This is a genomic window from Candidatus Woesearchaeota archaeon, assembly GCA_018302225.1.
GTDB lineage: Archaea > Nanobdellota > Nanobdellia > SCGC-AAA011-G17 > JAGVZY01 > JAGVZY01.
The window spans coordinates 1-23,856 of record JAGVZY010000008.1; the positions used below are offsets into that span (position 1 = coordinate 1).

At 27.4% G+C, this 23,856-nt stretch carries 28 protein-coding genes and 2 tRNA genes; 13 read left to right on the forward strand and 17 right to left on the reverse strand.

From position 1 onward, the window contains the following. Position 1: 1 nt before the first annotated feature. On the reverse strand, positions 2 to 436 hold the full coding sequence (locus J4403_01550; protein ID MBS3166874.1) for a hypothetical protein: 435 nt from the start codon (positions 434 to 436) through the stop codon (positions 2 to 4). A 179-nt stretch (positions 437 to 615) separates the two neighbouring features. On the opposite strand from J4403_01550, the gene J4403_01555 reads away from it, so the two are divergent. Beyond that, positions 616 to 1,071: a hypothetical protein gene (locus tag J4403_01555; GenBank protein MBS3166875.1), complete on the forward strand. Its 456-nt coding sequence runs from the start codon at positions 616 to 618 to the stop codon at positions 1,069 to 1,071. 81 nt (positions 1,072 to 1,152) lie between these two features. Here J4403_01555 and J4403_01560 read toward each other — a convergent pair whose 3' ends face one another. The 9 genes from J4403_01560 to J4403_01600 form a co-directional block, all read right to left on the reverse strand. Continuing rightward, positions 1,153 to 1,836 (reverse strand): proteasome assembly chaperone family protein, encoded by a 684-nt coding sequence (locus J4403_01560; protein MBS3166876.1) that lies wholly within the window; start codon positions 1,834 to 1,836, stop codon positions 1,153 to 1,155. A gap of 38 nt (positions 1,837 to 1,874) precedes the next feature. Further along, positions 1,875 to 2,480 carry a nucleoside monophosphate kinase gene (locus J4403_01565; GenBank protein MBS3166877.1) on the reverse strand — a complete coding sequence of 202 codons (606 nt, stop codon included), beginning with the start codon at positions 2,478 to 2,480 and terminating at the stop codon, positions 1,875 to 1,877. 32 nt (positions 2,481 to 2,512) lie between these two features. Continuing rightward, positions 2,513 to 3,082 (reverse strand): adenylate kinase, encoded by a 570-nt coding sequence (locus J4403_01570; GenBank protein ID MBS3166878.1) that lies wholly within the window; start codon positions 3,080 to 3,082, stop codon positions 2,513 to 2,515. 103 nt (positions 3,083 to 3,185) lie between these two features. Next, positions 3,186 to 3,257, reverse strand: a tRNA-Thr gene (locus J4403_01575). Between the two features lie 31 nt (positions 3,258 to 3,288). After that, positions 3,289 to 3,418: transfer RNA gene (locus J4403_01580), tRNA-Leu, on the reverse strand. An 86-nt stretch (positions 3,419 to 3,504) separates the two neighbouring features. Further along, positions 3,505 to 6,294 carry a hypothetical protein gene (locus J4403_01585; protein MBS3166879.1) on the reverse strand — a complete coding sequence of 930 codons (2,790 nt, stop codon included), beginning with the start codon at positions 6,292 to 6,294 and terminating at the stop codon, positions 3,505 to 3,507. Next, complete coding sequence (locus J4403_01590; protein ID MBS3166880.1) at positions 6,281 to 6,730, reverse strand: hypothetical protein; 450 nt, start codon at positions 6,728 to 6,730, stop codon at positions 6,281 to 6,283. The genes J4403_01585 and J4403_01590 overlap by 14 nt, the downstream gene beginning before the upstream one ends. A gap of 77 nt (positions 6,731 to 6,807) precedes the next feature. After that, a complete protein-coding gene (locus J4403_01595) occupies positions 6,808 to 7,398 on the reverse strand; it encodes a hypothetical protein (protein MBS3166881.1) in 591 nt (196 codons plus the stop codon). Positions 7,399 to 7,520: 122 nt separating this feature from the next. Then, positions 7,521 to 8,360, reverse strand: coding sequence for a hypothetical protein (locus J4403_01600; GenBank protein MBS3166882.1), 840 nt, complete (start codon positions 8,358 to 8,360; stop codon positions 7,521 to 7,523). Positions 8,361 to 8,475: 115 nt separating this feature from the next. Here J4403_01600 and J4403_01605 point away from each other — a divergent pair, with 115 nt between their 5' ends. The 3 genes from J4403_01605 to J4403_01615 are packed head-to-tail and all read left to right on the forward strand — an operon-like array spanning position 8,476 to position 10,246. Next, entirely contained in the window at positions 8,476 to 9,291 is an 816-nt protein-coding gene (locus tag J4403_01605) for a hypothetical protein (protein ID MBS3166883.1), read from the forward strand. Between the two features lie 11 nt (positions 9,292 to 9,302). Continuing rightward, positions 9,303 to 9,629: a hypothetical protein gene (locus J4403_01610; protein ID MBS3166884.1), complete on the forward strand. Its 327-nt coding sequence runs from the start codon at positions 9,303 to 9,305 to the stop codon at positions 9,627 to 9,629. Continuing rightward, the gene (locus tag J4403_01615; GenBank protein ID MBS3166885.1) at positions 9,626 to 10,246 is read left to right on the forward strand and encodes a hypothetical protein; all 621 of its coding nucleotides are present in this window, start codon (positions 9,626 to 9,628) and stop codon (positions 10,244 to 10,246) included. Before J4403_01610 ends, J4403_01615 begins: the two co-directional genes overlap by 4 nt. A 39-nt stretch (positions 10,247 to 10,285) precedes the next feature. Here the strand turns inward: J4403_01615 and J4403_01620 are convergent, their stop codons facing one another. After that, positions 10,286 to 10,426 (reverse strand): hypothetical protein, encoded by a 141-nt coding sequence (locus J4403_01620; protein ID MBS3166886.1) that lies wholly within the window; start codon positions 10,424 to 10,426, stop codon positions 10,286 to 10,288. A gap of 76 nt (positions 10,427 to 10,502) precedes the next feature. Beyond that, complete coding sequence (locus J4403_01625; GenBank protein ID MBS3166887.1) at positions 10,503 to 10,649, reverse strand: hypothetical protein; 147 nt, start codon at positions 10,647 to 10,649, stop codon at positions 10,503 to 10,505. Between the two features lie 201 nt (positions 10,650 to 10,850). Between J4403_01625 and J4403_01630 the strand changes: the two genes are divergently transcribed. After that, on the forward strand, positions 10,851 to 12,620 hold the full coding sequence (locus J4403_01630; protein MBS3166888.1) for a ribosome biogenesis/translation initiation ATPase RLI: 1,770 nt from the start codon (positions 10,851 to 10,853) through the stop codon (positions 12,618 to 12,620). Between the two features lie 243 nt (positions 12,621 to 12,863). Here the strand turns inward: J4403_01630 and J4403_01635 are convergent, their stop codons facing one another. Both J4403_01635 and J4403_01640 read right to left on the reverse strand, forming a co-directional pair. Beyond that, complete coding sequence (locus J4403_01635; GenBank protein MBS3166889.1) at positions 12,864 to 13,184, reverse strand: hypothetical protein; 321 nt, start codon at positions 13,182 to 13,184, stop codon at positions 12,864 to 12,866. Further along, positions 13,181 to 13,807 carry a hypothetical protein gene (locus tag J4403_01640; GenBank protein ID MBS3166890.1) on the reverse strand — a complete coding sequence of 209 codons (627 nt, stop codon included), beginning with the start codon at positions 13,805 to 13,807 and terminating at the stop codon, positions 13,181 to 13,183. Before J4403_01640 ends, J4403_01635 begins: the two co-directional genes overlap by 4 nt. A 93-nt stretch (positions 13,808 to 13,900) precedes the next feature. On the opposite strand from J4403_01640, the gene J4403_01645 reads away from it, so the two are divergent. From J4403_01645 to J4403_01655, 3 genes are all read left to right on the forward strand, one after another. Beyond that, complete coding sequence (locus tag J4403_01645; protein MBS3166891.1) at positions 13,901 to 14,140, forward strand: hypothetical protein; 240 nt, start codon at positions 13,901 to 13,903, stop codon at positions 14,138 to 14,140. Between the two features lie 65 nt (positions 14,141 to 14,205). Next, positions 14,206 to 15,420, forward strand: coding sequence for a hypothetical protein (locus J4403_01650; protein MBS3166892.1), 1,215 nt, complete (start codon positions 14,206 to 14,208; stop codon positions 15,418 to 15,420). A gap of 125 nt (positions 15,421 to 15,545) precedes the next feature. Beyond that, a complete protein-coding gene (locus J4403_01655; protein MBS3166893.1) occupies positions 15,546 to 16,220 on the forward strand; it encodes a hypothetical protein in 675 nt (224 codons plus the stop codon). 23 nt (positions 16,221 to 16,243) lie between these two features. Here J4403_01655 and J4403_01660 read toward each other — a convergent pair whose 3' ends face one another. Both J4403_01660 and J4403_01665 read right to left on the reverse strand, forming a co-directional pair. After that, entirely contained in the window at positions 16,244 to 16,807 is a 564-nt protein-coding gene (locus tag J4403_01660) for a nucleotidyltransferase domain-containing protein (protein ID MBS3166894.1), read from the reverse strand. Continuing rightward, a complete protein-coding gene (locus tag J4403_01665) occupies positions 16,731 to 17,108 on the reverse strand; it encodes a hypothetical protein (GenBank protein MBS3166895.1) in 378 nt (125 codons plus the stop codon). The genes J4403_01660 and J4403_01665 overlap by 77 nt, the downstream gene beginning before the upstream one ends. A 211-nt stretch (positions 17,109 to 17,319) precedes the next feature. Here J4403_01665 and rpsB point away from each other — a divergent pair, with 211 nt between their 5' ends. After that, positions 17,320 to 17,910: a 30S ribosomal protein S2 gene (rpsB, locus tag J4403_01670; GenBank protein MBS3166896.1), complete on the forward strand. Its 591-nt coding sequence runs from the start codon at positions 17,320 to 17,322 to the stop codon at positions 17,908 to 17,910. A gap of 25 nt (positions 17,911 to 17,935) precedes the next feature. Here the strand turns inward: rpsB and J4403_01675 are convergent, their stop codons facing one another. Next, positions 17,936 to 18,676, reverse strand: coding sequence for a hypothetical protein (locus J4403_01675; GenBank protein MBS3166897.1), 741 nt, complete (start codon positions 18,674 to 18,676; stop codon positions 17,936 to 17,938). A gap of 97 nt (positions 18,677 to 18,773) precedes the next feature. Here J4403_01675 and J4403_01680 point away from each other — a divergent pair, with 97 nt between their 5' ends. The 4 genes from J4403_01680 to J4403_01695 are packed head-to-tail and all read left to right on the forward strand — an operon-like array spanning position 18,774 to position 23,848. Next, on the forward strand, positions 18,774 to 19,649 hold the full coding sequence (locus tag J4403_01680) for a stage II sporulation protein M (protein ID MBS3166898.1): 876 nt from the start codon (positions 18,774 to 18,776) through the stop codon (positions 19,647 to 19,649). 54 nt (positions 19,650 to 19,703) lie between these two features. Next, the gene (locus tag J4403_01685) at positions 19,704 to 20,441 is read left to right on the forward strand and encodes a hypothetical protein (protein MBS3166899.1); all 738 of its coding nucleotides are present in this window, start codon (positions 19,704 to 19,706) and stop codon (positions 20,439 to 20,441) included. Further along, the gene (locus tag J4403_01690) at positions 20,438 to 22,318 is read left to right on the forward strand and encodes a hypothetical protein (GenBank protein ID MBS3166900.1); all 1,881 of its coding nucleotides are present in this window, start codon (positions 20,438 to 20,440) and stop codon (positions 22,316 to 22,318) included. The genes J4403_01685 and J4403_01690 overlap by 4 nt, the downstream gene beginning before the upstream one ends. A gap of 6 nt (positions 22,319 to 22,324) precedes the next feature. Then, the gene (locus J4403_01695) at positions 22,325 to 23,848 is read left to right on the forward strand and encodes a hypothetical protein (GenBank protein MBS3166901.1); all 1,524 of its coding nucleotides are present in this window, start codon (positions 22,325 to 22,327) and stop codon (positions 23,846 to 23,848) included. The last annotated feature ends 8 nt before the right edge of the window (positions 23,849 to 23,856 follow it).

The following is a 23,856-nucleotide window of genomic DNA, read 5'->3' on the forward strand; positions in this document are numbered from 1 at the left end:
GTTAAGCAGTATGAATTAAACCTTTGATTAGAAGAATAATTATTATACAGAGTAAATAAATTACACTAATTAAAATTATTTCCCATAGTTTCATTTTATAGGGTAATTCAATTAAAGTCCCTAAGTATATAGTATTAAAAATAATTAAAGTAATTATAAAAATATAAGCTTTGCTTTGTTCCAACAATTTAATTAAGAAATAAGATAAAGGAATTGAAATTAAAGCCATTAACATTATTTCAGCTATTCTTATGGGAATTGCAAATTTCTTTTTTAAATAGCTATTACTACTAGAAAAAAGTTTAGTTCCTTTTGGTTCTTTTACTAAAATCCTACCAGAAAGCCATTCTTCTAGAAAAGCACCAAATATAAAAGAGATAGCAATAGCCCAATAATGATAAATACTAAAAATGTTAATATTAAACATCTTATCCATTTTAAATTAAGAGAACTATTTAAATCTTTATAGGCATAAAATAAGAATAAAGCTATAATTCCTACTAATTCAAAAATACCAATTATAACGAATATTTCAACAATTCCCATCTTATATCCCTCTAACTTAACAGCTCACGATTGAGAAAATATTATAAATAAGTAAGAGTTCTTATAAATATGCCTAAAACCAATAAAAAAGTGAAACTTGCACTTAATCCTTTAACCATATCTAAAATGGCTAAAGAAGCTAAAAAAGAGTTTCCTTATAAAACGGGAAAAGTTGAATTTTTTCTAATGGGCAAAAGTAAATTTGTAGAATATCTTGAAAATTCTTATATTACTAAAGATTATAAAGAAGAATATAATAAAACTCCTGCTTTTGTTGCACATCTTAAAAAAGATAAAAATATGATTGTTTTTTGTGAAGAGATTTTAGATAAATTAACTAAAAGATTAAAAGATAAAGATAAAATTGATTTTATTAAAGCCTTAACAACACATGAATTATTTCATATAATAAATAAACATTCTATTGAAAATGAGTATGAAGCTTTGAAGTCTGAAGAAGAAGTTCATGAAGAGTTTGAAGAAGAATTTCCAGAATATAAAAAAATTTTAGATAAATTTTCTTAATTTAGCCTATCGCAGATGGCTGGCATTGATACACTCAACTTGTTGAGGTACTTTTAACAAAGTTAAATGTAAAGGTTCGTCTTATCCGAGATAGCTCAAATCGTCTTTCTTTTCTTTTTGTTCTAAGGACTTCTTACTTTGTTCCATAATAGTCTTTATCTTAGATTCTACTTCTCTTGCTGTTTGCATTAAAGGTTTAACATCAACATTTAAACCAATTTGTTTGTCTAAAGAAAGTATTAAACTTGCTGCCGCAGCTGAGTCTGGAAGTCCAGTTTTTGTTTCTGAGAAAATACATGAAACATTATTTAATTTTAGTAATAATGCGGCAGTTGTTCCAAGAACGATTCCTTCATCTAATTTTTTAAGGTTAGATTTTTTGAAAGCATCTCCATAACATAAAACTTCAGTTTTATCAGATTTTGCAGTGATTCCTTCTAGAATGATTATTTCTTTTGCGTTTAGTGTTTTTGCAACTTCTTTTATTGCATCTGCAACTAACCATTCAATTCCTGCTAGAGAAATAATTCCTTGTATAATAACCAATTTCTTTTTTTGATTATAATAAATTTCTATTGGCTCAATCATTTTTGATTGATGAATTGCCATAATTGGTTTTAGTTTATCAGAATGAATATATCCAATTTCTTCAAACTTTAGGTGTTCTATTAAGAATCTAGTTGCAATTGTTCCAATTAAACCTACGCCCGGAAAACCACATAAAATAGTTACATTCTTTGGTTTTTTATTAAGCTCTACTTTCATTAAAAAGAATAAATAAAGGCTCCTTTATATAGTTTACTTTATTTTAAATGAGATTGAATATTTTTAAGAATTTTATCTAAATCTCCAGAAGAATCAATTTTAGTTATATGCTTTTTATAATAGTCTAGAAGAGGTTTTGTTTTTTCTTCATAAATTTTTAGTCTGTGTTTTACAACTTCAGGTTTTTCATCTTCTCTTTGTATTAATTTACCTTTGCAAACATCACAAATCCCGTGCTTTTTTGATGGGAGAGTTTTAATATTATAAATTGCACCACATTTACTGCAAATTCTTCTTGTTGAAGTTCTTTCTATTAAAATTTCATTTTTACAGTCTAATTGAAAAATAAAATCAAATTTAATTAAAGAATCTAACATTTGTGCTTGTTCTAATCTTCTTGGAAATCCTTCAAGAATAAAATCTCCTTTTAGATGAGGCTTTAAAAGCGCTAAAACAATTTCATCTGGAACTAATCCTCCTGAATCAGAATATTGTTTTATTTGCTTTCCAATTTTAGATTGAGAATTTATTTCATCTCTTACTAAATCTCCCATAGAAAAGTGTTTTATATTCAGAACTTTGCTTAGTCTTTGAGAAATTATACCCTTTCCTGCACCTGGTGGGCCTAAAAATAAAATTTTCATTTTTTTTATTTAAAATTTGCTTGTTTTTATATTTATCTTTTTGGTGTTAATAAAACATTTCTTAATTCTTGAATTGCTTCATTTAGTCTTCCTTCTTCATTCTTAATAATTTTAACTCTTGCGCCTGTAACACCTGAATAATATACACAATAAATTCTATTTATTTCTTGAAATAAAGAAATATCTCGTTCAAAATACATACCTCTTTTTCTTGAAGTATCTTTTGCTTGCCACTGTGCAATTTCTTCTGGTCTTGCTTCTATAATAACAAAAACATGAGGTTTTATTCCTTGCAATGTCCAATCAGGTAAACCTGGGAAAAAACCAATTGGAGTCATAAAAGACGCATGGGTAGTAATTAATAAATTTCCTTGAATTTTTGAAATATGTTCTGCAGTCTTTTTTTGATACTCAATCCAGATTTCTTGTTTTAAGTTTGATCTTATATCATCTACCTCTTTTATGTGTCCATCTCTTTTAAGAAGTTCAGTGATATGATCTCCAAAGTTAATAATTTTAAAATCGGTCCCTTCTAATGATTTATTAGCTACTGTAGTCTTACCCGAACCAGGAACACCAACTAAGATTATTCTATCATACATTCCAGATTTTTAGAGTTAGAGTTATTTATAATAATATAGTAACTTGAATATATTAACTAAAAAGTATATTAAAAAGAAGAATAATCGAAATGTTGAAATATAAAGCCTCTGACGAGGATTGAACTCGCGGCCTCGTCCTTACCAAGGACGCGCTCTACCACTGAGCCACAGAGGCAATGTTGGCTTGAATTCTTTTTAAAAAATAATGCGGGGGACAGGAGTCGAACCTGCGTAGGCACTAAGCCACAGGATATCTTACTTGTACTCGAAGCGTCTTAAGTTTAGCATGTTCTTATTAGGAACAACCTGCTCGTTTGACCACTCCGACACCCCCGCATAATTTGATGTCTTAGTTAAAAATCAGAATTTAATTTATAAAGCTTGTGCTTGATAATTAGGATTTAATGCATTTTTTAAGAATCTTAAACTATATTTACAAGCCTACTTATGGTTTGTTGGTCTTCGGGATAATCTCCAAGTATAACTGAGATATTATAAGTTCCTGTTTGGTTTATTGTAACATTCCAAGATATACTATCGGTAGTTAAAGTTGGAAGCATAAACCAACATTTAGATTTATCAACACTACAATCAAATTCTCCTGAATAATTTCCATTCCAAATATCTAAAATGGTATAATCTAAACTGTTTATGTTTAGTTGGGCAGGTAAGTTATGCATATCACTAACACCGCCTAAATTGTTGGTTATTGCTGCATCTATCCAGAATGAATTGTCCTTACTTTCAGTAGCTTGAGGGTATTCAGTTTCACTAGACCAATTAAAAGTAATATTATTTTGTATAGAATAAATTGGAAGATTAGTTAGTGATTTCATACCATCATTACTAGAATTCATATCATAATATATAATTTCATTTCCATCAGAATCAAATCTATCTAAATAAGCATAGAAATCAAAATCACTATCAGGATAAACATGAGAAATATTATATTCATAAGTTATTTCTTTTGTTTCTCCAATATTTAAATCAAAATTTTTAGTTTCTAGAATTGTACTTGGAGATAATCTAAAGTAAGAAGTTATATTTTTAACATTAATATTTCCATAATTAGTTACATTAAAGGTAAAGTTTATTTGATTTCCTAAATAATAAGTGTGAGATTCTCCTTTATGAGTATAATCTAACTCAGACATTCCAACATCAGAATAAACAGATGTTCCTGCAACACTATAAGAAGTGTAATAAGGTGGAAGTGTTTCTAAATCTGATTCTAAGCCCACATTATCAACTGCTCTTATTGCAAAATAATAGGTTTTGTTTCCACCTTCAGATAAATTATACACATAACAGGTTTGCTCAGATCCAGGAACAAGATAATTACAATGAGAACTACTAGTTGTGTATAATTCACCTTTATTAGCCATTATATAAGGTTCGTAAGCTGAATTTGAATTTTTAATATCATAAGCATTGTTGAATTCAGTTTCTGTTGTTATTGGTGATAAAGAATATTTTATTTTATAATAACTAACCGCTTCAGAATATGAAGATAAACTAGATTCATCATCTGCACTTTGTGTCCAGTTTAATTTAACTGCGTCTTCTTTATTTGGGAAACCTCTTAGATATGGCTCAGCAGATAAATCATCTATTGCTTCGGGTTTAGAACTATCCATTTCTATATCTGAAAGAATATAGCTATACAAATCATTTATTACTAATTTAACTTTTGTTTTATTTGTATGATAATATTTACTTCCTAAACTACAGGAAAATCCTGGACCGTAAATATCTAAACAAATTGAAGTAGTATTCCAAGTATATCTAAATTCTTGAGTAGAACTTGAATTTGTACCTACTAAAACCCAATTATAATCTCCTGGAACATATTCTGCACCATTGAAATAGTTAGTTGTGTTTTGATAATAAAGACTAATATTATCCATAGGGTAATTAGTATCTACTGTTAAACTTATTAAACCAGTATAATTTCCATTATCTGAAACTCCGTTTATATTTACAATTAAATCATTTACAACAGTAACATTAAACTCTTGTAGAACTTGTGAATTTTCACTATCATTTACAATCAAAGTAATATTATAATTTCCTTCACCATAATCTTTTCCTGAGAAAACAAATATTTTTCCAAAGAATTTCAAAATACTATTTACAAACCAATTATACCAAACTTGACCTTCAGCATCTGTTGCTTCTGCATTAAGAGTTAAATTTCCTAAACCTGTGTAAATTTCATTTGAAGTTCCTGAATCAGTCGTATTTGTCCAATTAGTAGAAGTTATATTTGGTAAATCATTTATACAAGCAACATCTAAATAAAATAAATTACTTTGAGTTTCATTAGAACCATCTGAGCAATAAAATCTAATTGATTGAGAGCCACAATAATCTTGGAAAGGCTTAATTTGTGCAATCGAAGTTAGATTATTTATTGAAATTGTAAACTGAGAAATTGTGGAAGGATAATAATTTAAACTTGAATTTTCTTCATCTGAGAAATAAAGTGAAAGATTTAAGTTTGTATATTCATCTTCATTTGTTGTTATATTCTGAATATTTCCAGAGAATATGGGTTTGTCATCAATCCATTCAACTGAAATATTAAATTCTTGCTCTATTGAATAGTCGGAGTCATTAACTTGTATTTTAACTGTTTGCGGGCTGTTTAGAGCTTGTTCATTATTTGGAGTCCAAATTAAAGTTCCTTCATTTAAATTCATACCTGAGGGATTTTCAATTAAATTTAAAACATAAGAACCATCATCTGTAATTGTGATTAGATAAGTATAAACTTGATCTTCTATTGCAGTTAATATTGGAGTCGAGGTTATATTTGGTGCAGTGTTCGAAGGTTGTTCTAAACCTGTAATTGTTAGATTAAATTCTTGCTCTGCAGAAGATTCATTACTTGTAATTATAAGTTTTAAACTATAATTTCCTGCATAGGTAAAGTTTAATGTTGAGAAAATTGTATAATTTTGATTTGGAGGAAGCATTGCAGTAAAATCTGCATTTTGATCTTGAGTTGTTGAATTGATAAAATAGTTTATATTTTGCTCATAAGATTCATTGTTATAAATTATACTTCTGATAACTACATTTTCTCCTGGTGTTAAAGGACTTTTAATACTCGGAGCTAAATATTCTATACTTAAAGAATAAACAACTGTTGAAGCAAATATTAAAATGATTAATAAGGAAATTATCTTAAGTTTACCTTGTATCACTTTTACAATCCTCTCTTGGTGAAACTAAATATTCTATTGTAAAATCTTTATAATAATCAATATAACTCTTCCAGTCATTTACTGCAGTTGCTTTTATTTGATTAGATAAAGTTTGAGGTTCATCTGCAGCACCGGTTCTTACAGCATAAAATCCCCCAATAGATTCAACTTTATTTTTCTCGGTTAAGTTTAAAGTATTGTCAATAACAACAACTGAATAACTAATATTTATACCTGCAGTTTCTGCATCAGAATAAATATCTGCAGTAATGGGTGTTCCAGAAATATTGAAATTAATATTTTGTTGCAAACCCGTTAAACCCCACTTAGTTTTTAATTCATTATATAATTCAGAAATATTGTAAGCATAACAAGATTTGATACTTGCATAAGCTAAAGCAAGTGCTATTGGGATTGCGAGAAGTTTATTTTTCATTTTAAGCCTTAAACTTTATTATAAGGTTTAAATAACTCTTATAATTTATAAAACTATCTTGAAGTTTAAGTTAAAATTTAAGCAAGAATAAATAAGATAATTCCTGCAGTTAAAGCTAAGAAATAGGCTTTTTTATCCCAGATAAATATTTTTCTTCCATCAAAAGGCCCAAAAGGTATAAGGTTGAACAAACCTAACCAAGCATTTATTGAAGCACCATAAATTGCAATAAGTTGAATAAATTCAGTTGTAAATATTGAGACTATTAAGAATATGATTGCTAATGTAAAGTTTGTAAGTGGTCCTGCAATTGAAATTAAACCCATTCTTCTTTTGTTTATGAATCCTCCTCTAATTATGACTGCACCAGGTGCAGCAAATACTATGTGTAATAATAAACTAAACAAAATTGCAATAACTAACATTGAATTACTTGCTCTAAACTCTGCCCATAATTGATATTTTTGTGCAACTGCTTTATGTGCTAACTCATGTAATAAAAATCCAATTCCGACTGTAATTGCTGAAAGTATAATTAAATTTATAAATTCTAAAGAAATAATCCCTTCGCCCTTACGAATTACAATTGCAAATGCTATAGAAATCGCTAACCAAGCCTTAAATAAATCTATAAGTTCTATCTTTGACCATTTCATATGCTTTAACATAATAAGTTGTAATGTATAAGAGTTTAAAAAGTTTGCTTAAAAATAAGGCGAACCCTTACATTTAACTTTGTTAAAAGTACCTCAACAAGTTGAGTGTATCAATGCCAGCCATCTGCGATAGGCTAAAAAATCTTTTTAAGTTCTTTAAGTCTATCTCTATAGTCTATAGACGATTTAAATAAATTCCAGAATACTTTTTGCATCCAATTAATCCAATCTTTATCATAAATTTCATAATAAATTGTTGTGTTCTTGTTTAATTCACCTTGTTTATAAGTTTTTGTTTCCTCAAGATTTTTGAAACGTGCAATTTTATTATCTATAATAAAACCTCTTAATGGTTGGTAACAATGTTTTATTTCTAAACTTTCTGGATATTTTACAATTAAGTTTGAAATCTTTTCAAAATTTGAAATTGAAGCTAGATTTACTCTTGTTAAAATTTTAAATTTTATTTTTTTATCTTTAATTAAACTTTCAATAAATTCTAGAGCGCGTTTATCATCCTCTAAAACATTAATAAATGAAAGATTTCCTGAAAAACAATAAATTTGAGATTCTGCATTTTCAAAGAGAGATTTTAGATTTTTCTCAGAATAAATAGAGGTATCAAATTCTTCTGTATAAACTTTTTTACTCTTTTCATCAACATGTTGAAATAAGTCCATAAAATCAAAATCAGATTTGGATCTTCCACTTTTTATTTTTGCATAAATATGATCTTTTAATTCATCTAATAATGAATTCTCAATAGGGTTGTAATAGACTAATTTTAAAGCAGCTTGAGAGCCTTTTCTGAAAGTTTTTATTTCAATTAAGCCAGTTTGGTTTTTAATCTGTTCTAAATAAGTATTTGTGGTGACCCAACTTCTCTTAAGAAATTTAGAGATTTCTTGGACTGTTCTAGGCTCTTTTTTAACAAATTCTATAATCTTCTTTGTGTCTTGTTCTTTTAAAGGCATAATATATCAAACTCCCTTAGTTTTATATAACTTTTCAAAATTAAAACTTAGTTTTAAAAAATTTAAAAGAACGCTTTTGTTAATTGAAACAATGTAATAATTTAGGGTGATTTTAATGGGAAATGAAATTGAATCAAAACAACTTATTTTAGAAGGTTCAAAAGAGAACAATGAAATAAAGATTTATGCAACTCCTGAATTTTATACTTTATTTTATCCCTCCTTAAATGAAATCGGTTTAACACTAGAAACTTGTTTAAAACTAGGTCCTTCGGCTACAAGTCTTAAACCTTTAAATTTGACTTATTTACCTATGCGATTTAGAGCATTAGATGCTTTTATTTCGAGTATATATTTATCTGATAAAAGCTACCAAATTACACAAGGATATCTTTCTTTGGATGAGGGAATGAAACTTGCTGAAATTTGTGGAATTAAAACTAATTCTGAAATTAAAGAGATTAGGCTAAGAAAAAAAACTCTTTTTCATGATCCTATTCAAGAAAAACTAATTGAAGATGTTGTTGAGAAAGATGATTCAGAATCATGGCAAGCTTATGAAAAATATGATAATTCTGAATATATTTTAACTCTTAAGGGTTCTGGAGGAATAAGTAGACCTGAAAAGAATAAAAATCTTGAAGCTAAATTATTCTGTGAATATTGGCCAAAAACAAAAGATAAAAGAATAGACAAAATTAGAATGGAACATCCTTTTAAAAATAATTATTCTATTGAATTTGATTTGTATCAAGATAGAATACTTTTAGTTGCAGAATTTGAAGTTAATAATCGTGAAGATTTAAAGTTACTTCCTATTTTAGGCAAGAATGTTTCTGAAGATCCAAAATACAAAAATGTTAACTTGGCTAAACCATTTATTAAGGATGAATCATCTACGTCTTACTGTATGGGAAGGTCATTTATTTAATGGGGGAGAAAATGACAGGTTACTATGAAATTGATGGTGGAAATGTATGCGGGATACAGTTTAATGGAATAGGTTCTTTACATGAATCAATTAGGTATCACAGATATGAAAAACTCAAAACAATATCTTTACCAAAATTAATACTATTTGCGCAAGAAGTATCCGATCTTGTTGAAAATGGTAAAATTGATGAAGGCGATTATAATGAAGCTAAACAAGCGGTGAAAAAATTAACTAATTTTCAAGGTTCTACAAATGAATTAGAAAAAATACTTGAAAAAATATCCTTACATGATATTCCAGATGAAATAATTAAAAAATATAAGGTGGAAAAATGAAAATCTTAACAGGATCCGAATTATTGAAAAAAGTATATATTAAACTTCAGGAAAGATATAAACCTGAAATCATAAAATTAGATCCAGCTGAAGATTCTGAAATAGCTAATGATTCTGATTTACATAGAACTCGAATAGAATATATGTCCTATAATGAATTGGCTTTATTTGATGGACATAAAAAGGTTGTAATGAGTTTAGGGACCAAAACTGGAGCTTATCCTGGAGAGCAATTTCTTGATGATTTAATTGCAGTTAATTTTAATCCAAAGTTGAAAGACAAAGAATTGGAAAAAAGCTTAAGAAAAAGTATTAGGTGTGGAACTTACTTTAAAAATACTTTATTTTTTGTTTTACAAGATGGTTTAATTGGGGCAACTGAAAATAAAACTGCTGGAAGAATAATTTTAGAGGATGTAACTAAAAAAATAAATCAATATCTGTTTAGAGAACCAAAGTATAATAAAGAAGTTTTATCTTTAAGCGATTTATCTCCTGTGAACACTTCTCCTGCACTTTATAAATCTGGATTAGTGGATCTGTTAGTTAAAAAGATAGAGGATTATGTTTTAATTGGCTTTCCAGAACAAATAGAATTATTTTCTGGGGGAGTATAAATTAAAACTATGGGAGATTTAAAAATAATTATAATTTGATTATTTTATTTTTTCTTTTATTTCTTCTATCTTTAAAGTCTTTTGACAACGAGAACAAACGGGCTTTTTGTTTATAAAAGTTCCAAATATCTTTCCAAGAAAATTATCTTCTATTTTTTCTTTACAAATTTCACATTTCATCTGGAAATTGTATAACTTGTTAATTTAATAAACTTTGTTTTTAATAAAAATATAAAAAGAAAAAAGTTGGAGTTAATTACCAGTCGCTATCTGTATCTGCCTCAAAGTCTTCGTTATCATCCTTTTCATCATCATCCTTTTCTGTATCATCCCAATCTGAGTCTGGTTCATCTTCAAAGTCATCTTTATCATTTTTATCTTCTGATTCTTCGTTCCAAGCCATTTTAATTACCTCCGAATTAGTATTGAATAAATCTGATATTTGATTGAAAACATTTCTGCCTTTAAAGGCTATAGAATAACTGTCCTTTATCCCATGTATTTTTATATTTTGCATGGTTTTGTGGGCTTAGGCGGGATTTAGAAGGGACATATATTTAAATCTTTCCAAATTTTAATATAAAAAAGCACTAAAAATTGAAAAATGACAAGAATAGCAATTGTTGAAAAAAAGCGTTGTAACCCCCATATCTGCGGTAATTATCTATGTATGAGACTGTGTCCTGTAAATAGAACGGGTGAAGAATGTATAAAGAAATCTTCGGATAACAAAATTCTAATAGAAGAAGAACTATGTAATGGCTGTGGTATATGCCAACAAAAGTGCCCTTTTGAAGCGATTTCTATAATTAATTTGCCTGAAAAATTGAAACAAGATCCAGTACATAGATATGGAAAGAATCAATTTGAATTGTTTGAGTTACCTATTCCAAAGAAAAATATGGTTATTGGAATAATTGGAAGAAATGGTATTGGTAAAACTACTGCATTGAGTATTTTAGCAGGAGAGATTATTCCTAACTTTGGAAAGTATAATAAAAAACCAGATAAAGAAGAGATTATCAAAAGATATTCTAATAATTATTTGGGTGAATATTTTAAAAAATTATATTCTCAACAAATAAAAATTTCTTACAAACCGCAAAGAGTGGAATTAATCCCTAAAAGTTACAAAGGTAAAGTTGGAGAATTATTAAATAAAGTTGATGAAAGAAAAATTGTAAATAAATTAATAAAAGAACTTGAAATTGAAAATCTACTTGAAAGAGATTTAGATAATTTATCTGGTGGAGAGTTACAAAAAGTTGCAATAATTGCAACAGCTGCAAAAGATGCAGATGTTTATTATTTTGATGAACCTTCTTCATTTTTAGATATTACTGCCCGAATTAAAATTGCAAGATTATTTGTTGAATTAAAAGAAAATAAATCTGTTATTGTCGTTGAGCATGACTTAGCAACTTTAGATTATATCTCTGATGAGATTCAGATAATTTATGGTGAGCAAGGAAGCTATGGTGTTATTTCACAGTCTAAAGCAGTTAGAAGAGGAATAAATGAGTATTTAGATGGATTCTTACCTGAAGATAATGTTAGATTTAGAAACTATAAAATTATATTTCAAAAACCAGTGTTTAATATTGGTGCAAAACCTGAAGTAGGATACAAATATCCCGACATTGAAAAGAAGTTTACTGGATTTAAAATGAAAATTAGTGGTGGTGCAATGTACAAAGGAAAAGTAAATGCAATTATGGGTTCAAATGGTTTAGGTAAAACTACTTTCTTAAAAATTATTTCAGGTTTAGAAAAAGCTGACAAGGGAATAATTGAGAAAAAAACAATCTCTTACAAACCCCAGTATTTAAAACAAATTAAAGGCAATGTAAAAGAATATCTAAAAGAAATTGCAAAAGAAAATTTTGAATCTGGATGGTATAAACAAAATATATTAATTAAACTTAATATTAAACATTTGTTAGATCATGATTTGTCTGAATTGTCGGGTGGAGAATTGCAAAAAGTTTACATTGCTGCAACCCTATCTACAGCTGCTGAAATAATTGCTTTAGATGAACCTTCTGCTTTTATTGATGTTGAGGATAGACTAAATGTTGCTGAAGTAATAAAAGAGTTTACACTTAAAAAAGAGGTATGCACTATAGTTGTAGATCATGATGTTCAATTTATAGATTATATTGCTGATTCTTTGTTAGTATTTGAAGGTATGCCTGGAAAAGAAGGTCATGTTTATGGACCTTGTGAAAAGCCTGAAGGTATGAATAGAATCTTAAAAATGCTAGATATTACTTATAGAAAAGATAAGCTTACCAATAGGCCAAGAATAAACAAACCAGATTCTCAACTAGATCAAGAACAAAAGAAGAAAAATAGATATTATTACAATGAATAAGTTAGTCACTCTTTAATTAATCAAATTGATGATTTTTCCATCAACAATTTTGGTTCTGCAATATATAAGTTTGGATTTATAATTCCTAGAGCGAATGTATTTATAAAGGAAATAAGACTTAAAAAATGTATGATAACATTCAATCCTAAAGTGAGTTTTCAAACAGTAAAAAACAACAAAAGATTGGATGATTTTTGTGATAATTCTGAGAAAAAAGAGATAAAAGAAGAAATTATTTAAAATTTAGATTAAAATAGAATAAATAAAACCCAATAAAGTTGTAACTAAATTTGCTATAAATGAAATTTTAATAGATTGTTTATAATCTAAATCTAAAAGAAGTTTAATTAAGAATATTTCAATAATAAATACTATTAATTCTACTAAAATAAGATTATTTATCCAGATGGGATAAACATAATTTGCTAAAGGCCAAGTAAAACAATTTATGATTAAAGAATAAAAAAATAATTTTAAGTTTGTATTTTTTATAAAAAAAAGATAAACTACAAATTCTATTAAAATAGTAAGTAAAAAAAATAAAATAAAAAAGGTTGGGTTCATTTTTTGTTCTTTTTAGATTTAAAAATTATTATCCCAATAATAATTAATAAAGCAACAGCAGATAGAATAATACTAAGTAAATAATTATCTGCTACTCTGGTGGGTTTAGGCCTTTCAGATTGAGAAGTATATGGTAATATCTCTTGGGTTTTATCTTCATAGATATATACTATTTTTGATTTTTTTATTTCAAATTTGTTGTCAATAGAACTTACTGTAAAAATATCTTCCATAGCATTTAAAGGATTATCTTCGTCTGTTAAGGAGTTATAAGTTAAGGCTATATCTGATTTTAATAAGTTTATATTATTTGAAGAAAAGAATTTTGATTCATCTTCTGTTGAATTAAGATTGAGCTTTTCAAATTCTGAAGTCTTAATTGCATAAATTGAAGGCAGGGATAATTTATAAAAATAAATGCATGAGTTTTGAGAGATTATTTCATGTCCTTTACTTGTTCCAGTTGAATATATCAAAAAAGTATATTCAGGATATGCATCTAAATTTTCTATTCTAAAACAATAACTAATGCCTTTTTGTCCTGAGGGTATCACATCTGCAGTAACTAAGCAAGAACTAAAAATAATTAGAATTACACCAAATATAAATAGTTTTTTTGACATAATAAAATTTATACTTTTAAGTATATAAAGCTTTATTTTTTTAAGGCTTGGATAAATACAAATATATTTAAATGAGAAAATTAAATTTTAATTATGATATTATTACTTAAGATGTTATTATTAATAGTAATAGCATTTACTTTAATTGCATTAGTAAACAAAATAATAGGTAAGAAAAAAGATTTGTGGTTTCATATTTCCTGGGGTTCTAAAATTAAACCTTCAGAAACATTTAATATTGGTTTTCCAAAAAGTATGGAAGGATATATTGTGTCTTTAATTTTGATTCTGATTATGTTTTTTGTAGCAATCTTAATTTTAAAAGTCTACTAAACTAATTTAGAAGTATTTAAAGAAATAAGAAGCTTTAAAAATGCCCGAGATTATATAATAATAGTATGAAAATTAGAAAATTTAGAGCATATAAAATATTTAATTCAATAGGACAAGAAGCAGTTGAAGTTGAAATTACAGATGATTCTAATTTAGTTGGAAGAGCTTCTGCTCCTTCTGGTTCCAGTGTTGGAAAACATGAGGTCATGGCTTATTCAAAAGAAGGAATTAATTCTACAGTTGAAATTGCAAACAAAGAAATGAGTAAAACTTTGATGAGTAGAACTGTTGAAACTTTTGAAGATTTAGATAGAATTGAGATGGCCCTAAAAAATGTTGATAATACAAAAAAACTTGAAAGAATTGGCGGAAATGTTATAATTGCAACTGAACTAGCAATTTTAAATCTTGCTTCTAAAGGTAAACTATGGAAATTTTTAGGTGGAGATAATCAGAAGATGCCTTTTCCTCTTGGAAATTGTGTTGGTGGTGGGAAACATATAGTTGGTATTGGTCCAGATATACAAGAATTTTTAGCTTTACCCAAAGCACAAAAATTTTATGATTCTGCACATATAAACATAGAATTACATAATCAACTTGCAATAGAGCTAAAAAAGAGAGATAAAAACTTTACAGGCTCTATGACTTATGAAGGTGCTTGGACGTCTACTTTACCAGATTTACATTTATTAGAAATTTTCAAAAAAACTGCTGATAATGTAAGCAAAGAACTCAAGACAGAAATTGGAATTGGAATAGATTTAGCTTCTTCGGAATTGTGGAATGGTAGAAAATATGAATACAAAAAATATTCAAATTTATTTCAGAAAAAAATATTTTCTCCAGAACAACAGATGAGATTTATAAAAAATATAATAATAAATTATGGTTTGATTTATATTGAAGATCCTTTACATGAGGATGATTTTGAGAATTATAAAATTCTAAAAGAAGAAATGAAAGATGAAAAAGTATTAATCTGTGGAGATGATTTAGTTGCAACAAATCCTGAAAGACTAAAGAAAGCAATTAATTGTATAAACGCAGTTATAGTAAAACCTAATCAAATTGGAAGTTTAATAAAAACAAAAGAAGTGATTGACATTGCGAAACAAAATAAAATTATCCCTGTACTTTCACATAGAAGTGGAGAAGTTACAGATAATTTATTGTCACATTTAGCTGTTGGATTTGGTATTCCAATAATTAAATGTGGGGTTGTTGGTGGAGAAAGAATTACAAAAATAAATGAATTAATTAGAATTGAAGATTCTTAAAAAAATTAAATTAATTCTGAAAATGATTTTGTTTCTATTTTCAAGTGAAAAATATTTTTGAATTTTTTAAGAAAACTTTATAAATCGAGTAAATAGTTATAAATTAAATTATTTTCAAAAAGGAGGTGACTGAATTGGCAACAAGTACATTGATAACATTAGCCAATCCGCTTGAAGTTCTTTGGTACAGAATAGTGCAATTAATTCCTGGATTATTAGCAGCAATAATTTTATTGATTATTGGTTATATTCTTGGACTTGCATTAGGACATTTGTTGACTCTTATTCTTGAAAAAATAGGAATAGACAAACATGCTAGTAAGGCAAATTTAATAAAACAAATAGGACACACACATTTTGGATCGATCATAGGTGAAATATTAAAATGGTGGGTGTTTATAATCTTTTTACAAGCTGCAGTTGCACTTGTAGATTTAGGTTCACTATCAGATGTTTTAAACAGATTTGTTTTGTGGCTGCCTAATTTAATTGTTGCAATAGTAGTAATATTATTTGCATTAATTTTTGCACACTATATCGAAATAAAAATTGTAGAAAATACAAAAGTGAAAGGCGCAGGTCTTTCAGCAGGAATTTTTAAATGGGCTATTATAATAATGGCAGTAATAATTGCATTGAATCAGATTGGAATTAATATTGCTGTATTAGAATATACTTATTTGATTGCTGTAGCTAGTGTAGGTTTAGGTGTTGCACTTGCTCTGGGTATTGGTATAGGAAATACAATTAAAGGTGCAGAAGGCAAGAAAATGTTAGATTCTATCAAAAGGGCTGTATAAGCCTTTTATTTCTTTTTTTATTTTTAAAGATAAATTCTTTTTACTTTATAGATTATTTTCCATGTTTCAAAAAAAGATCTTAGTTCTTCTGAAGTTGCTAGAGGGATAAGTATACTATTCTTTCCAGCCTTTTCTCCTTTAACTTCAACTAGAAAACTTTTTCTTCCACCTGTTCCATAAAGTGAATGAGAGAAAGATTCTTTTTTAGTTTTATCTAAGTTTTTGAGTTCATATTGGAATAAGAAGTAAGGTTTTATAGATAAAATATCTGAGATAGATTTATTCTTTTTTATGCTAAATCCTTCATGAATTAAAGAGTTCCAAAGTAAAGGATCTTCAAGAAGATAAGAAAATTTAGTTTTTGTTATATGTGCAGGGATATTTTCTTTTTCAAACTGCGAATAAGCCTCAGTTATAATTTTGTCTTCAAAGATATTAAATACAAAACAAATATCTATATCCTTAACTATTTCTTTTCCCTTTACAAAAGAACCAAATAAAAAGATATCATCAATTTCTTTTTTCTTTAGATAGCTCTTGCAGATATTTATCAATTTCTGTCTTTTTAATAAGATTGATTGTTCCATTTTTTACCTTAATTAAATCTTCATGCTCAACTTTTTGAGAATAAGTTTTTCTATAGATTTTAAATAAAGGACTTAACTCACTATAAATTTCTGGAAAAAACTTTTCTAAGATTACAAACCTATCTGAGTGATTAGAAGGCATTTTTAAAAGTTGAGAATATATTAAAAAATCACATCCTTCAACCAAAGTTTTGAAATACATAGTTATTGCTGATTTAATTCTTTTTTTAGATTCATCTTCTTGCGCAGATTCTAGAAATTCTGCTAAAGCTGAGATGATAAGTCTCTTTTGTTCATCCATGTCAATATATGACAACAGAGTAATATTTAAATCTTTCTGTCAATTAGTGACTATGAGGTTAAAAATGGTCTTTTCTGTCAATTAGTGACTTATGCGAATATTTATGAAAAATATTATTAATATGTAAATATAAGTAAATAAAAAAGCTAGAACTTAAAAGGCCATAGAAAGTTTTATAAATCAAGTCTAAATCTCTTAAACAAGCTATAAAATGACTGAAGAAGAACAATTAATGGTGCCTCTGGACGAGTATTTAAAAGCCGGATTGCACATTGGAACCAAGTTTAGAACTAAATATATGGCTCCTTTTATCTATAAAGTTAGACCTGATGGTTTGGCTGTTTTAAATATAAAAGAGATAGATAAGAGAATAGAAATAGCTTCTAAGTTTATTTCTAGATATGAACCTAATGAAATTCTATTAGTTTGTAGAAGAGAGAATGGTTGGAATGCTTTGGGATTATTTGCAAAAGTAACTGGAATCAAAGCATACTTAGGAAGATATCCACCAGGAATTATGACTAATCCTGAATTAAAGAATTTCACAGAAATGAAATTAGTAATTGTTTGCGATCCATGGCCAGATAAAAATGTTGTTGATGATGCTTCAAGAACTGGAACTGCAGTTTTAGCTTTATGTGATACTAATAATACTTCAAATAATATTGATTTATTAATTCCATGTAATAATAAAGGTAAAAAATCGATAGGAATTATATTCTATATTTTAGCAAGAGAATATTTAAAGAGTAGAGGAAAAACTTTGGATATTCCTATTGAAGAATTTACAAAAGAAGATTAAGTAAGAAATTATTTAAATCAAATTTTTATTTATTTAATTCAATAATTTTATCAGAATAAACACACATTCCTTTTTTATCTAAAATTTCAAATCTAAATGTTTTTGATGGATGTTTTGTTCCACGCATTTTTAATATTTCTATACCTCTAATTCTTTCACCATCAATTTTTGAATGATAAATAATAATAATTGAATCAACTTCAAACTCTAAAGCTGCAGAAACTGTATCTGATTCTATAGCCTCTTCTTGAGCTGTTAAAACGGCCGTACAGCCCCACTTGTTAATCATTTCAAATAAAGCAAGTGCTGCTTCTTTTTTTGTAAGTTCATCTCTATATAATAATGCAAATGAAGTAATTGAATCTATAACGATTCTTTTTACTTTTGATTTTTCAATCATACTTTCAAGAACACCACCACCTTCTGCAAGCATCTTTTTAACTTTTTCAGGTGTATATTCTAAAATTGTAAATTTTCCTTCTTTTTCTGCTTTAGATAAATCCCAACCGAAATCTTGCATATCCTCAAATAATTTTTTTCTTTTTTCTTCAAAAGTAATATAAAGAACTTTTTCTCCAGACTCTATTCCTTTCATTAAGAATTGAATTGAAAATATTGTTTTTCCAGAACCAGGACCACCTGCAACTAAATTAATTGAGTTTGGTTTAAATCCTCCAGAAATAAGTTTGTCAAATCCTTTTATCCCTGTAGATATTCTTTTTGTTGCTGAAATTGCTGCCATAGTAGATTTAGTATTAATAGTCATAACTCTAGTATAAAAAGATTGTGGTTAGTAAATATTATTTGAATGTACGCTTGAGGGGTTAGCAAAATATATAAAGAGAGTTTATAAATAAGATTATATGGTTTTAGAATCTATTATTAGCCCAAGTAAAGCAGAGGGTAAACCCTTTGAAACTTTTGTTTTAGGGTTTTTTTATGCAATTTTAGGATTTTTTTTAGCATGGTGGATATTTAAACAGCATATCAGTTTAGTTATGGTATTTCTAACAGTAATTGCAGTTTTACCCTTATTTTTCTATACTTTAAAATTGGAAGAAAAGAAAGATAGTTTTATTAGAAGTGAAAAAATTTTGATTAGGGAGCATTTCAAGGCAATAAGATTTTTGATATATATGTTTTTAGGTTTTGTTGTTGCATTTTCTTTAATATTTGTAGTATCTTTTATAATTTCTCCTGGATCTTCGGAAAGATTTTTTAGTATTCAATTAGATACTATTCAAGGAATAAATTCAAGAGTTAGCGGGAATTATTTTGCAACCGGAAATTATAGTGCAATGGATTCATTTACACGTATTTTAATAAATAATCTTAATGTTTTATTTTTTTGTATAATATTTTCTTTAATTTATGGTGCAGGGGCAATTTTTATTTTAACTTGGAATGCTTCTGTAATAAGTGCTGCAATTGGAACATTTATAAATAATAATCTAGGCACTTATGCGAGTGCAATAGGCTTAGTAAAAGTTGGGGGATATTTCCATATCGCTTCATTTGGTTTAATGAGATATGCTTTGCATGGTATTCCTGAAATTGGTGGGTATTTTATAGGTGGTTTAGCAGGAGGAATAGTTTCTGTTGCAATTTCTAGGCATGAATTTGGAAGTGCTACATTTTCTAAAGTAATTTCAGATGCTTTATTGTTATTTGTACTTGCAGTAGTTGTATTAATAATAGCGGCATTAACAGAAGTGTTTGTAACCCCTGTGTTATTCTAGATTTATAAACATTAAAGAAAGGTTTTTAAACCAAAGTAAATAAAGGTTTTGAAGATGGAAGAAAGCTCAAAAGAAGAGGCTATTGTAAAGGAGAGATTAAATAATATTGGCTATTTTTTTAAGGATAATAAGAAGTTATTAATTATTTTTATTTTAGGTTTGATTTTAATTTTTGGATTATATATCAGAACGAGAAATTTAGATTTGTTAGTTGATAGTACAACTGGAAAGTATATTCCTGCTGATCCTGATGCTTTTGCATTTATGAGATATACTAAGTATATTGCAGATCATGGTTCTTTAATGGATATTGATAATATGAGGTATTATCCTTGGGGATATAATAATATGATTGAGTTCTCATTATTGAGCTATATGATTGCATATTCATATAAATTTTTACATGTGTTTATTCCAAGTATAACTGTTGAATTAGTTGATGTTACTTATCCTGCGTTTGCATTTGTTTTAAGTATGATATTTTTCTTTTTGTTTGTAAGAAAAATTTTAGGTTGGAAAGTTGCTATGATTTCAACATTCTTTGTTACAGTAATGCCCGGATATTTATTTAGAACAATGACTGGTGTTTCTGATAAAGAAGCTATGGCTTTAGTGTTTTTGTTTTTAGCTTTGTGTTTGTATGCTTATAGTATCCAAGAAAAGAAATTCTTAAAATCCTTAGGATTTGCTTTAGGCGCAGGAATTGCAACTGCAATTATGGGTTTGATTTGGGGCGGAGTTAGTTTTTTACTTTTAAGTATTGATATTGTGTGTGGTATATTAGTTTCATGATTTTAATGCTTGTTACTGGAAGGCAAGATATTTCTGGTATAATTGGTGGATTTCAAAGTTTAGTAAATACTTTTGCTTTAGTATATTCATTAATTTATATCTTAGTTTTAAAAAATAAACATTTTAACAAATTTAATGAAAAGATTCAAAATTTGATTAAAATTCCTGAATCTTTACTTGCAGCTTTAATTTCATTTATAGTTGTTATTTTAATAACTCTGCCTCTATGGGGGTACAAATTTATTTATAATAAATATCTCGAAGTTTCTCAGATGTTGATTAACCCTATCGAAACTGGAAGATGGGCAGTTACTGTTGCTGAAGCACATCATCCTCATTTAGTTGAATGGATTTCGAATGTGGGTTGGATAGTATTATTGGCGTCTATTTTTGGAATTGCATTTTTAGTTTATAAGAATTTACATAAACTAAAAGATGAAAAAAGAATTTTAATTTCTGGAATGATTCTAATTGGAATATTAATAATCTTGTTTAGTAGATATTCTGAAGGTGCTAAATACTTAAATGGGGAATCTGCGATTTCAGAGTTTATTTTATTAATTGGCTGTTTATTACTAGTTTTACCATTTATATTAGGATTGTTTTCAAATAGAGAAAAATATAAAGAATCTATTTTAAATATTAATAATTTAGTTGTTTTATTGTTTATATGGTCTATAGTTACATTGATTGCATCAAGAAGTGCAATTAGATTATTGTTAATGGTTATTCCCGTGTTTGCAATATTTTTAAGTTATATCTTAGTTTATATATTTGAATTAGCTATAAAAACAAAAGAATCTTGGCTTAAGTGGAGTATTTTAATTTTAATATTTATTTTAATTTTAAATCCAGTTGCAGTTTTTGGATATAAAGGGATTGCAATTAAATTTTCTCAACAAACTTTAGCTCAAGCAAAATCTTTGGGTCCGGGATATAATAGACAATGGCAATTGGGAATGGAATGGGTTAGAGATAATACCCCTAAAGAAGCTGTATTTGCACATTGGTGGGATTATGGTTATTTTGTTCAAGGTGGTGGAGAAAGAGCAACTGTTACTGATGGAGGTAATGCTAGAGGTTCATTAAATCATTTTATGGGAAGGTATGTCTTAACTGGAGTGAATGATACTGAAGCATTACAATTCTTAAAAGCACATAATGTTTCTTATTTATTAATGGTTTCTGATGAAATAGGAAAATATCCTGCATTTTCTTCAATTGGTGCAGATAAAAATTGGGACAGATATTCTTGGATAAATATGTTTGCAAGAGATGATCAACAAACTATTGAGAAAAAAGAAGGTGTTGTTAATATTTATACCGGCGGAACAATACTTGATGAAGATTTAATTTATAATGGAGAATATTTCCCCCGAGGAAAATCTGGAATTGCTGCAGTTTCTGTACCTTTAATGAAAGATGAAAATTCAAGTATGATAATTATGCAACCTATTGCTATAATTGTAAATCAAGAAGGAAAAAGAGCTGAAATTCCTGTTGAATGTGTTTATTTCAATGAAAAAGAAATGAAATTTGAGAAAGAAGGTTTAAAAGGCTGTCTTGTTTTTATTCCTGCAATAAATTCAGATTATAAATCTGCAGACAATTTGAAAACTCTAATGTATGTTTCTGAAAAAGTAAAAGAAGGATTATTTACAAGATTATATCTTTTAAATGAAAAGAATGCTTATTTTGAAGAGGTATATAACGATAAACAGGGTGTTCCTTTAGCATTTTATCCATTTGGAAGAATAGTTGGTCCAATGAAGATATATAAAATAAATTACCCTTCAGATTTACAAGAAAATCCAATATTTTATAAGGATGAACTACCTGATCCAAATGTTGAGAGTCTCGAAGGAAGATTTGTATAAACTAAAATGAGAACTGAAAAGATTATAGAAAAATTATTTTATTTTAGTATAATTTTGTTAGGTTTATATTTGTTAATTAGATTAATTAACCAATCTCAAGTTATGTGGATTTTTCCTTTAGATTTTGCAAACGATTATAGTGCGCACATTGCAAAAATACACTTTTTAGTTAAATATGGTTTTAGTGCTATTGTTCCTAATTGGTTTAATGGTTTTCCTGTTCTAAAATATTATCATCCTTTATCTGCAGTTTATGGAAGTATAATCTCTAGAATTGTTGGAAGTCCACAAGTAGCTATATTCTTAGCGATGATTTCATTTTATATTGCAGGTTTTTTTGCTTGTTATAAAATAATTAAAAATTTTGTTAAAGATTCACAAGCAAAAGTTTATTCAATAATTTTATTTTTATTTATATTTGCTAATCCTATTGCAATCGGATATTTTTTGAGAATTGGAAAATATGCAGAATTAATGGGTTTTGTAATTCTCTTGTTTATCTTAAATTTGTTTATAAGTAACAAAGAAAAGGAATTAACTGCCAAATTTTATATTATATTCTCTATACTTGAAGGATTACTGCTTTTAGCCCATATATCGGTATTTATAGCTAGTTTATTCTTGGTTTTAGGATTTTGGTTAAGTAGAAAAGGGCTAAAAGAAAGAATTTCGTTCTTTATTTCGTTTTTAGTATCATTAGTATTAACTTCATTTTGGTGGATACCTTTTATTTTTGGGATGCAAAAAACATTTGTAAGTTCATTTTATGGTTTGCAAAGAACTATGCTAAGTTCATATGGAGGAACCTTTTTTGACATATTTACTTCATTTTTATTACCTTTAATATTTGTTGGAATTTTTGTATTTTATTATAAGATTGAACATATAAGAAAAAAAGAGTTTTATTTTTATTTACCTTCTTTAATTTTAGGTATTTTAATAGTTTTCAGAATCGCAGCTTATCTGCCTTGGATAAATAGACCTATAATAGACACGTATAACAATTTTTTTATGATATTAACGGCCATTTTATTATTAAATTTATTTATTAGACTTGAAGAGAGTGTGTTAGTACAAAAATTAAAATTATTAAATTTAATTAAAATAATAACCGCAATTGCGATAATTATGGGTATTATACTCTCTATAAATTTTACATCTTTCTTTCCTAAGTATACTCAAGAAAACAAAGATTTAATAAGCACTTTTGAAAAAATTAATGAAAAAGAAAGTATTTGGTTGGTTGGATTTAGCAGCTATAGCAAAGCCTATTATTCATACTCTGCAGTTCATAATAACCTTTACACCCCCTATGGGTGGGGTGAAGAGAGTGTTCCAACAGAGTATAGAGATAAATTACAATTAGTCGGAATTTATTATAATAATAATGAATGCGATAATTTTAAAGAAGTTCTAAAGGAACTTAAAGCAACTAAATTGATAGGTTATAAAGACGAGTGTCTAAAAATTGATAAATGTGAATTTAATAAATTAAGTCATGAAAAAGACATTTGTGTTTATAATATCTAATTAGGTGA

What these genes read in the sequence shown, in the direction of transcription:
- J4403_01570 (MBS3166878.1), bottom strand. Translation starts at nt 3,082, where the DNA reads ATGTATGATAGAATAATCTTAGTTGGTGTTCCTGGTTCGGGTAAGACT.
- J4403_01590 (MBS3166880.1), bottom strand. Translation starts at nt 6,730, where the DNA reads ATGAAAAATAAACTTCTCGCAATCCCAATAGCACTTGCTTTAGCTTAT.
- J4403_01635 (MBS3166889.1), bottom strand. Translation starts at nt 13,184, where the DNA reads ATGAACCCAACCTTTTTTATTTTATTTTTTTTACTTACTATTTTAATA.
- J4403_01565 (MBS3166877.1), bottom strand. Translation starts at nt 2,480, where the DNA reads ATGAAAATTTTATTTTTAGGCCCACCAGGTGCAGGAAAGGGTATAATT.
- J4403_01665 (MBS3166895.1), bottom strand. Translation starts at nt 17,108, where the DNA reads ATGGATGAACAAAAGAGACTTATCATCTCAGCTTTAGCAGAATTTCTA.
- J4403_01550 (MBS3166874.1), bottom strand. Translation starts at nt 436, where the DNA reads ATGGATAAGATGTTTAATATTAACATTTTTAGTATTTATCATTATTGG.
- J4403_01675 (MBS3166897.1), bottom strand. Translation starts at nt 18,676, where the DNA reads ATGACTATTAATACTAAATCTACTATGGCAGCAATTTCAGCAACAAAA.
- J4403_01660 (MBS3166894.1), bottom strand. Translation starts at nt 16,807, where the DNA reads ATGGAACAATCAATCTTATTAAAAAGACAGAAATTGATAAATATCTGC.
- J4403_01690 (MBS3166900.1), top strand. Translation starts at nt 20,438, where the DNA reads ATGATTTTAATGCTTGTTACTGGAAGGCAAGATATTTCTGGTATAATT.
- J4403_01610 (MBS3166884.1), top strand. Translation starts at nt 9,303, where the DNA reads ATGACAGGTTACTATGAAATTGATGGTGGAAATGTATGCGGGATACAG.
- J4403_01605 (MBS3166883.1), top strand. Translation starts at nt 8,476, where the DNA reads ATGGGAAATGAAATTGAATCAAAACAACTTATTTTAGAAGGTTCAAAA.
- J4403_01680 (MBS3166898.1), top strand. Translation starts at nt 18,774, where the DNA reads ATGGTTTTAGAATCTATTATTAGCCCAAGTAAAGCAGAGGGTAAACCC.
- rpsB (MBS3166896.1), top strand. Translation starts at nt 17,320, where the DNA reads ATGACTGAAGAAGAACAATTAATGGTGCCTCTGGACGAGTATTTAAAA.
- J4403_01620 (MBS3166886.1), bottom strand. Translation starts at nt 10,426, where the DNA reads ATGAAATGTGAAATTTGTAAAGAAAAAATAGAAGATAATTTTCTTGGA.
- J4403_01625 (MBS3166887.1), bottom strand. Translation starts at nt 10,649, where the DNA reads ATGGCTTGGAACGAAGAATCAGAAGATAAAAATGATAAAGATGACTTT.
- J4403_01615 (MBS3166885.1), top strand. Translation starts at nt 9,626, where the DNA reads ATGAAAATCTTAACAGGATCCGAATTATTGAAAAAAGTATATATTAAA.
- J4403_01695 (MBS3166901.1), top strand. Translation starts at nt 22,325, where the DNA reads ATGAGAACTGAAAAGATTATAGAAAAATTATTTTATTTTAGTATAATT.
- J4403_01645 (MBS3166891.1), top strand. Translation starts at nt 13,901, where the DNA reads ATGATATTATTACTTAAGATGTTATTATTAATAGTAATAGCATTTACT.
- J4403_01640 (MBS3166890.1), bottom strand. Translation starts at nt 13,807, where the DNA reads ATGTCAAAAAAACTATTTATATTTGGTGTAATTCTAATTATTTTTAGT.
- J4403_01650 (MBS3166892.1), top strand. Translation starts at nt 14,206, where the DNA reads ATGAAAATTAGAAAATTTAGAGCATATAAAATATTTAATTCAATAGGA.
- J4403_01555 (MBS3166875.1), top strand. Translation starts at nt 616, where the DNA reads ATGCCTAAAACCAATAAAAAAGTGAAACTTGCACTTAATCCTTTAACC.
- J4403_01560 (MBS3166876.1), bottom strand. Translation starts at nt 1,836, where the DNA reads ATGAAAGTAGAGCTTAATAAAAAACCAAAGAATGTAACTATTTTATGT.
- J4403_01600 (MBS3166882.1), bottom strand. Translation starts at nt 8,360, where the DNA reads ATGCCTTTAAAAGAACAAGACACAAAGAAGATTATAGAATTTGTTAAA.
- J4403_01595 (MBS3166881.1), bottom strand. Translation starts at nt 7,398, where the DNA reads ATGTTAAAGCATATGAAATGGTCAAAGATAGAACTTATAGATTTATTT.
- J4403_01685 (MBS3166899.1), top strand. Translation starts at nt 19,704, where the DNA reads ATGGAAGAAAGCTCAAAAGAAGAGGCTATTGTAAAGGAGAGATTAAAT.
- J4403_01630 (MBS3166888.1), top strand. Translation starts at nt 10,851, where the DNA reads ATGACAAGAATAGCAATTGTTGAAAAAAAGCGTTGTAACCCCCATATC.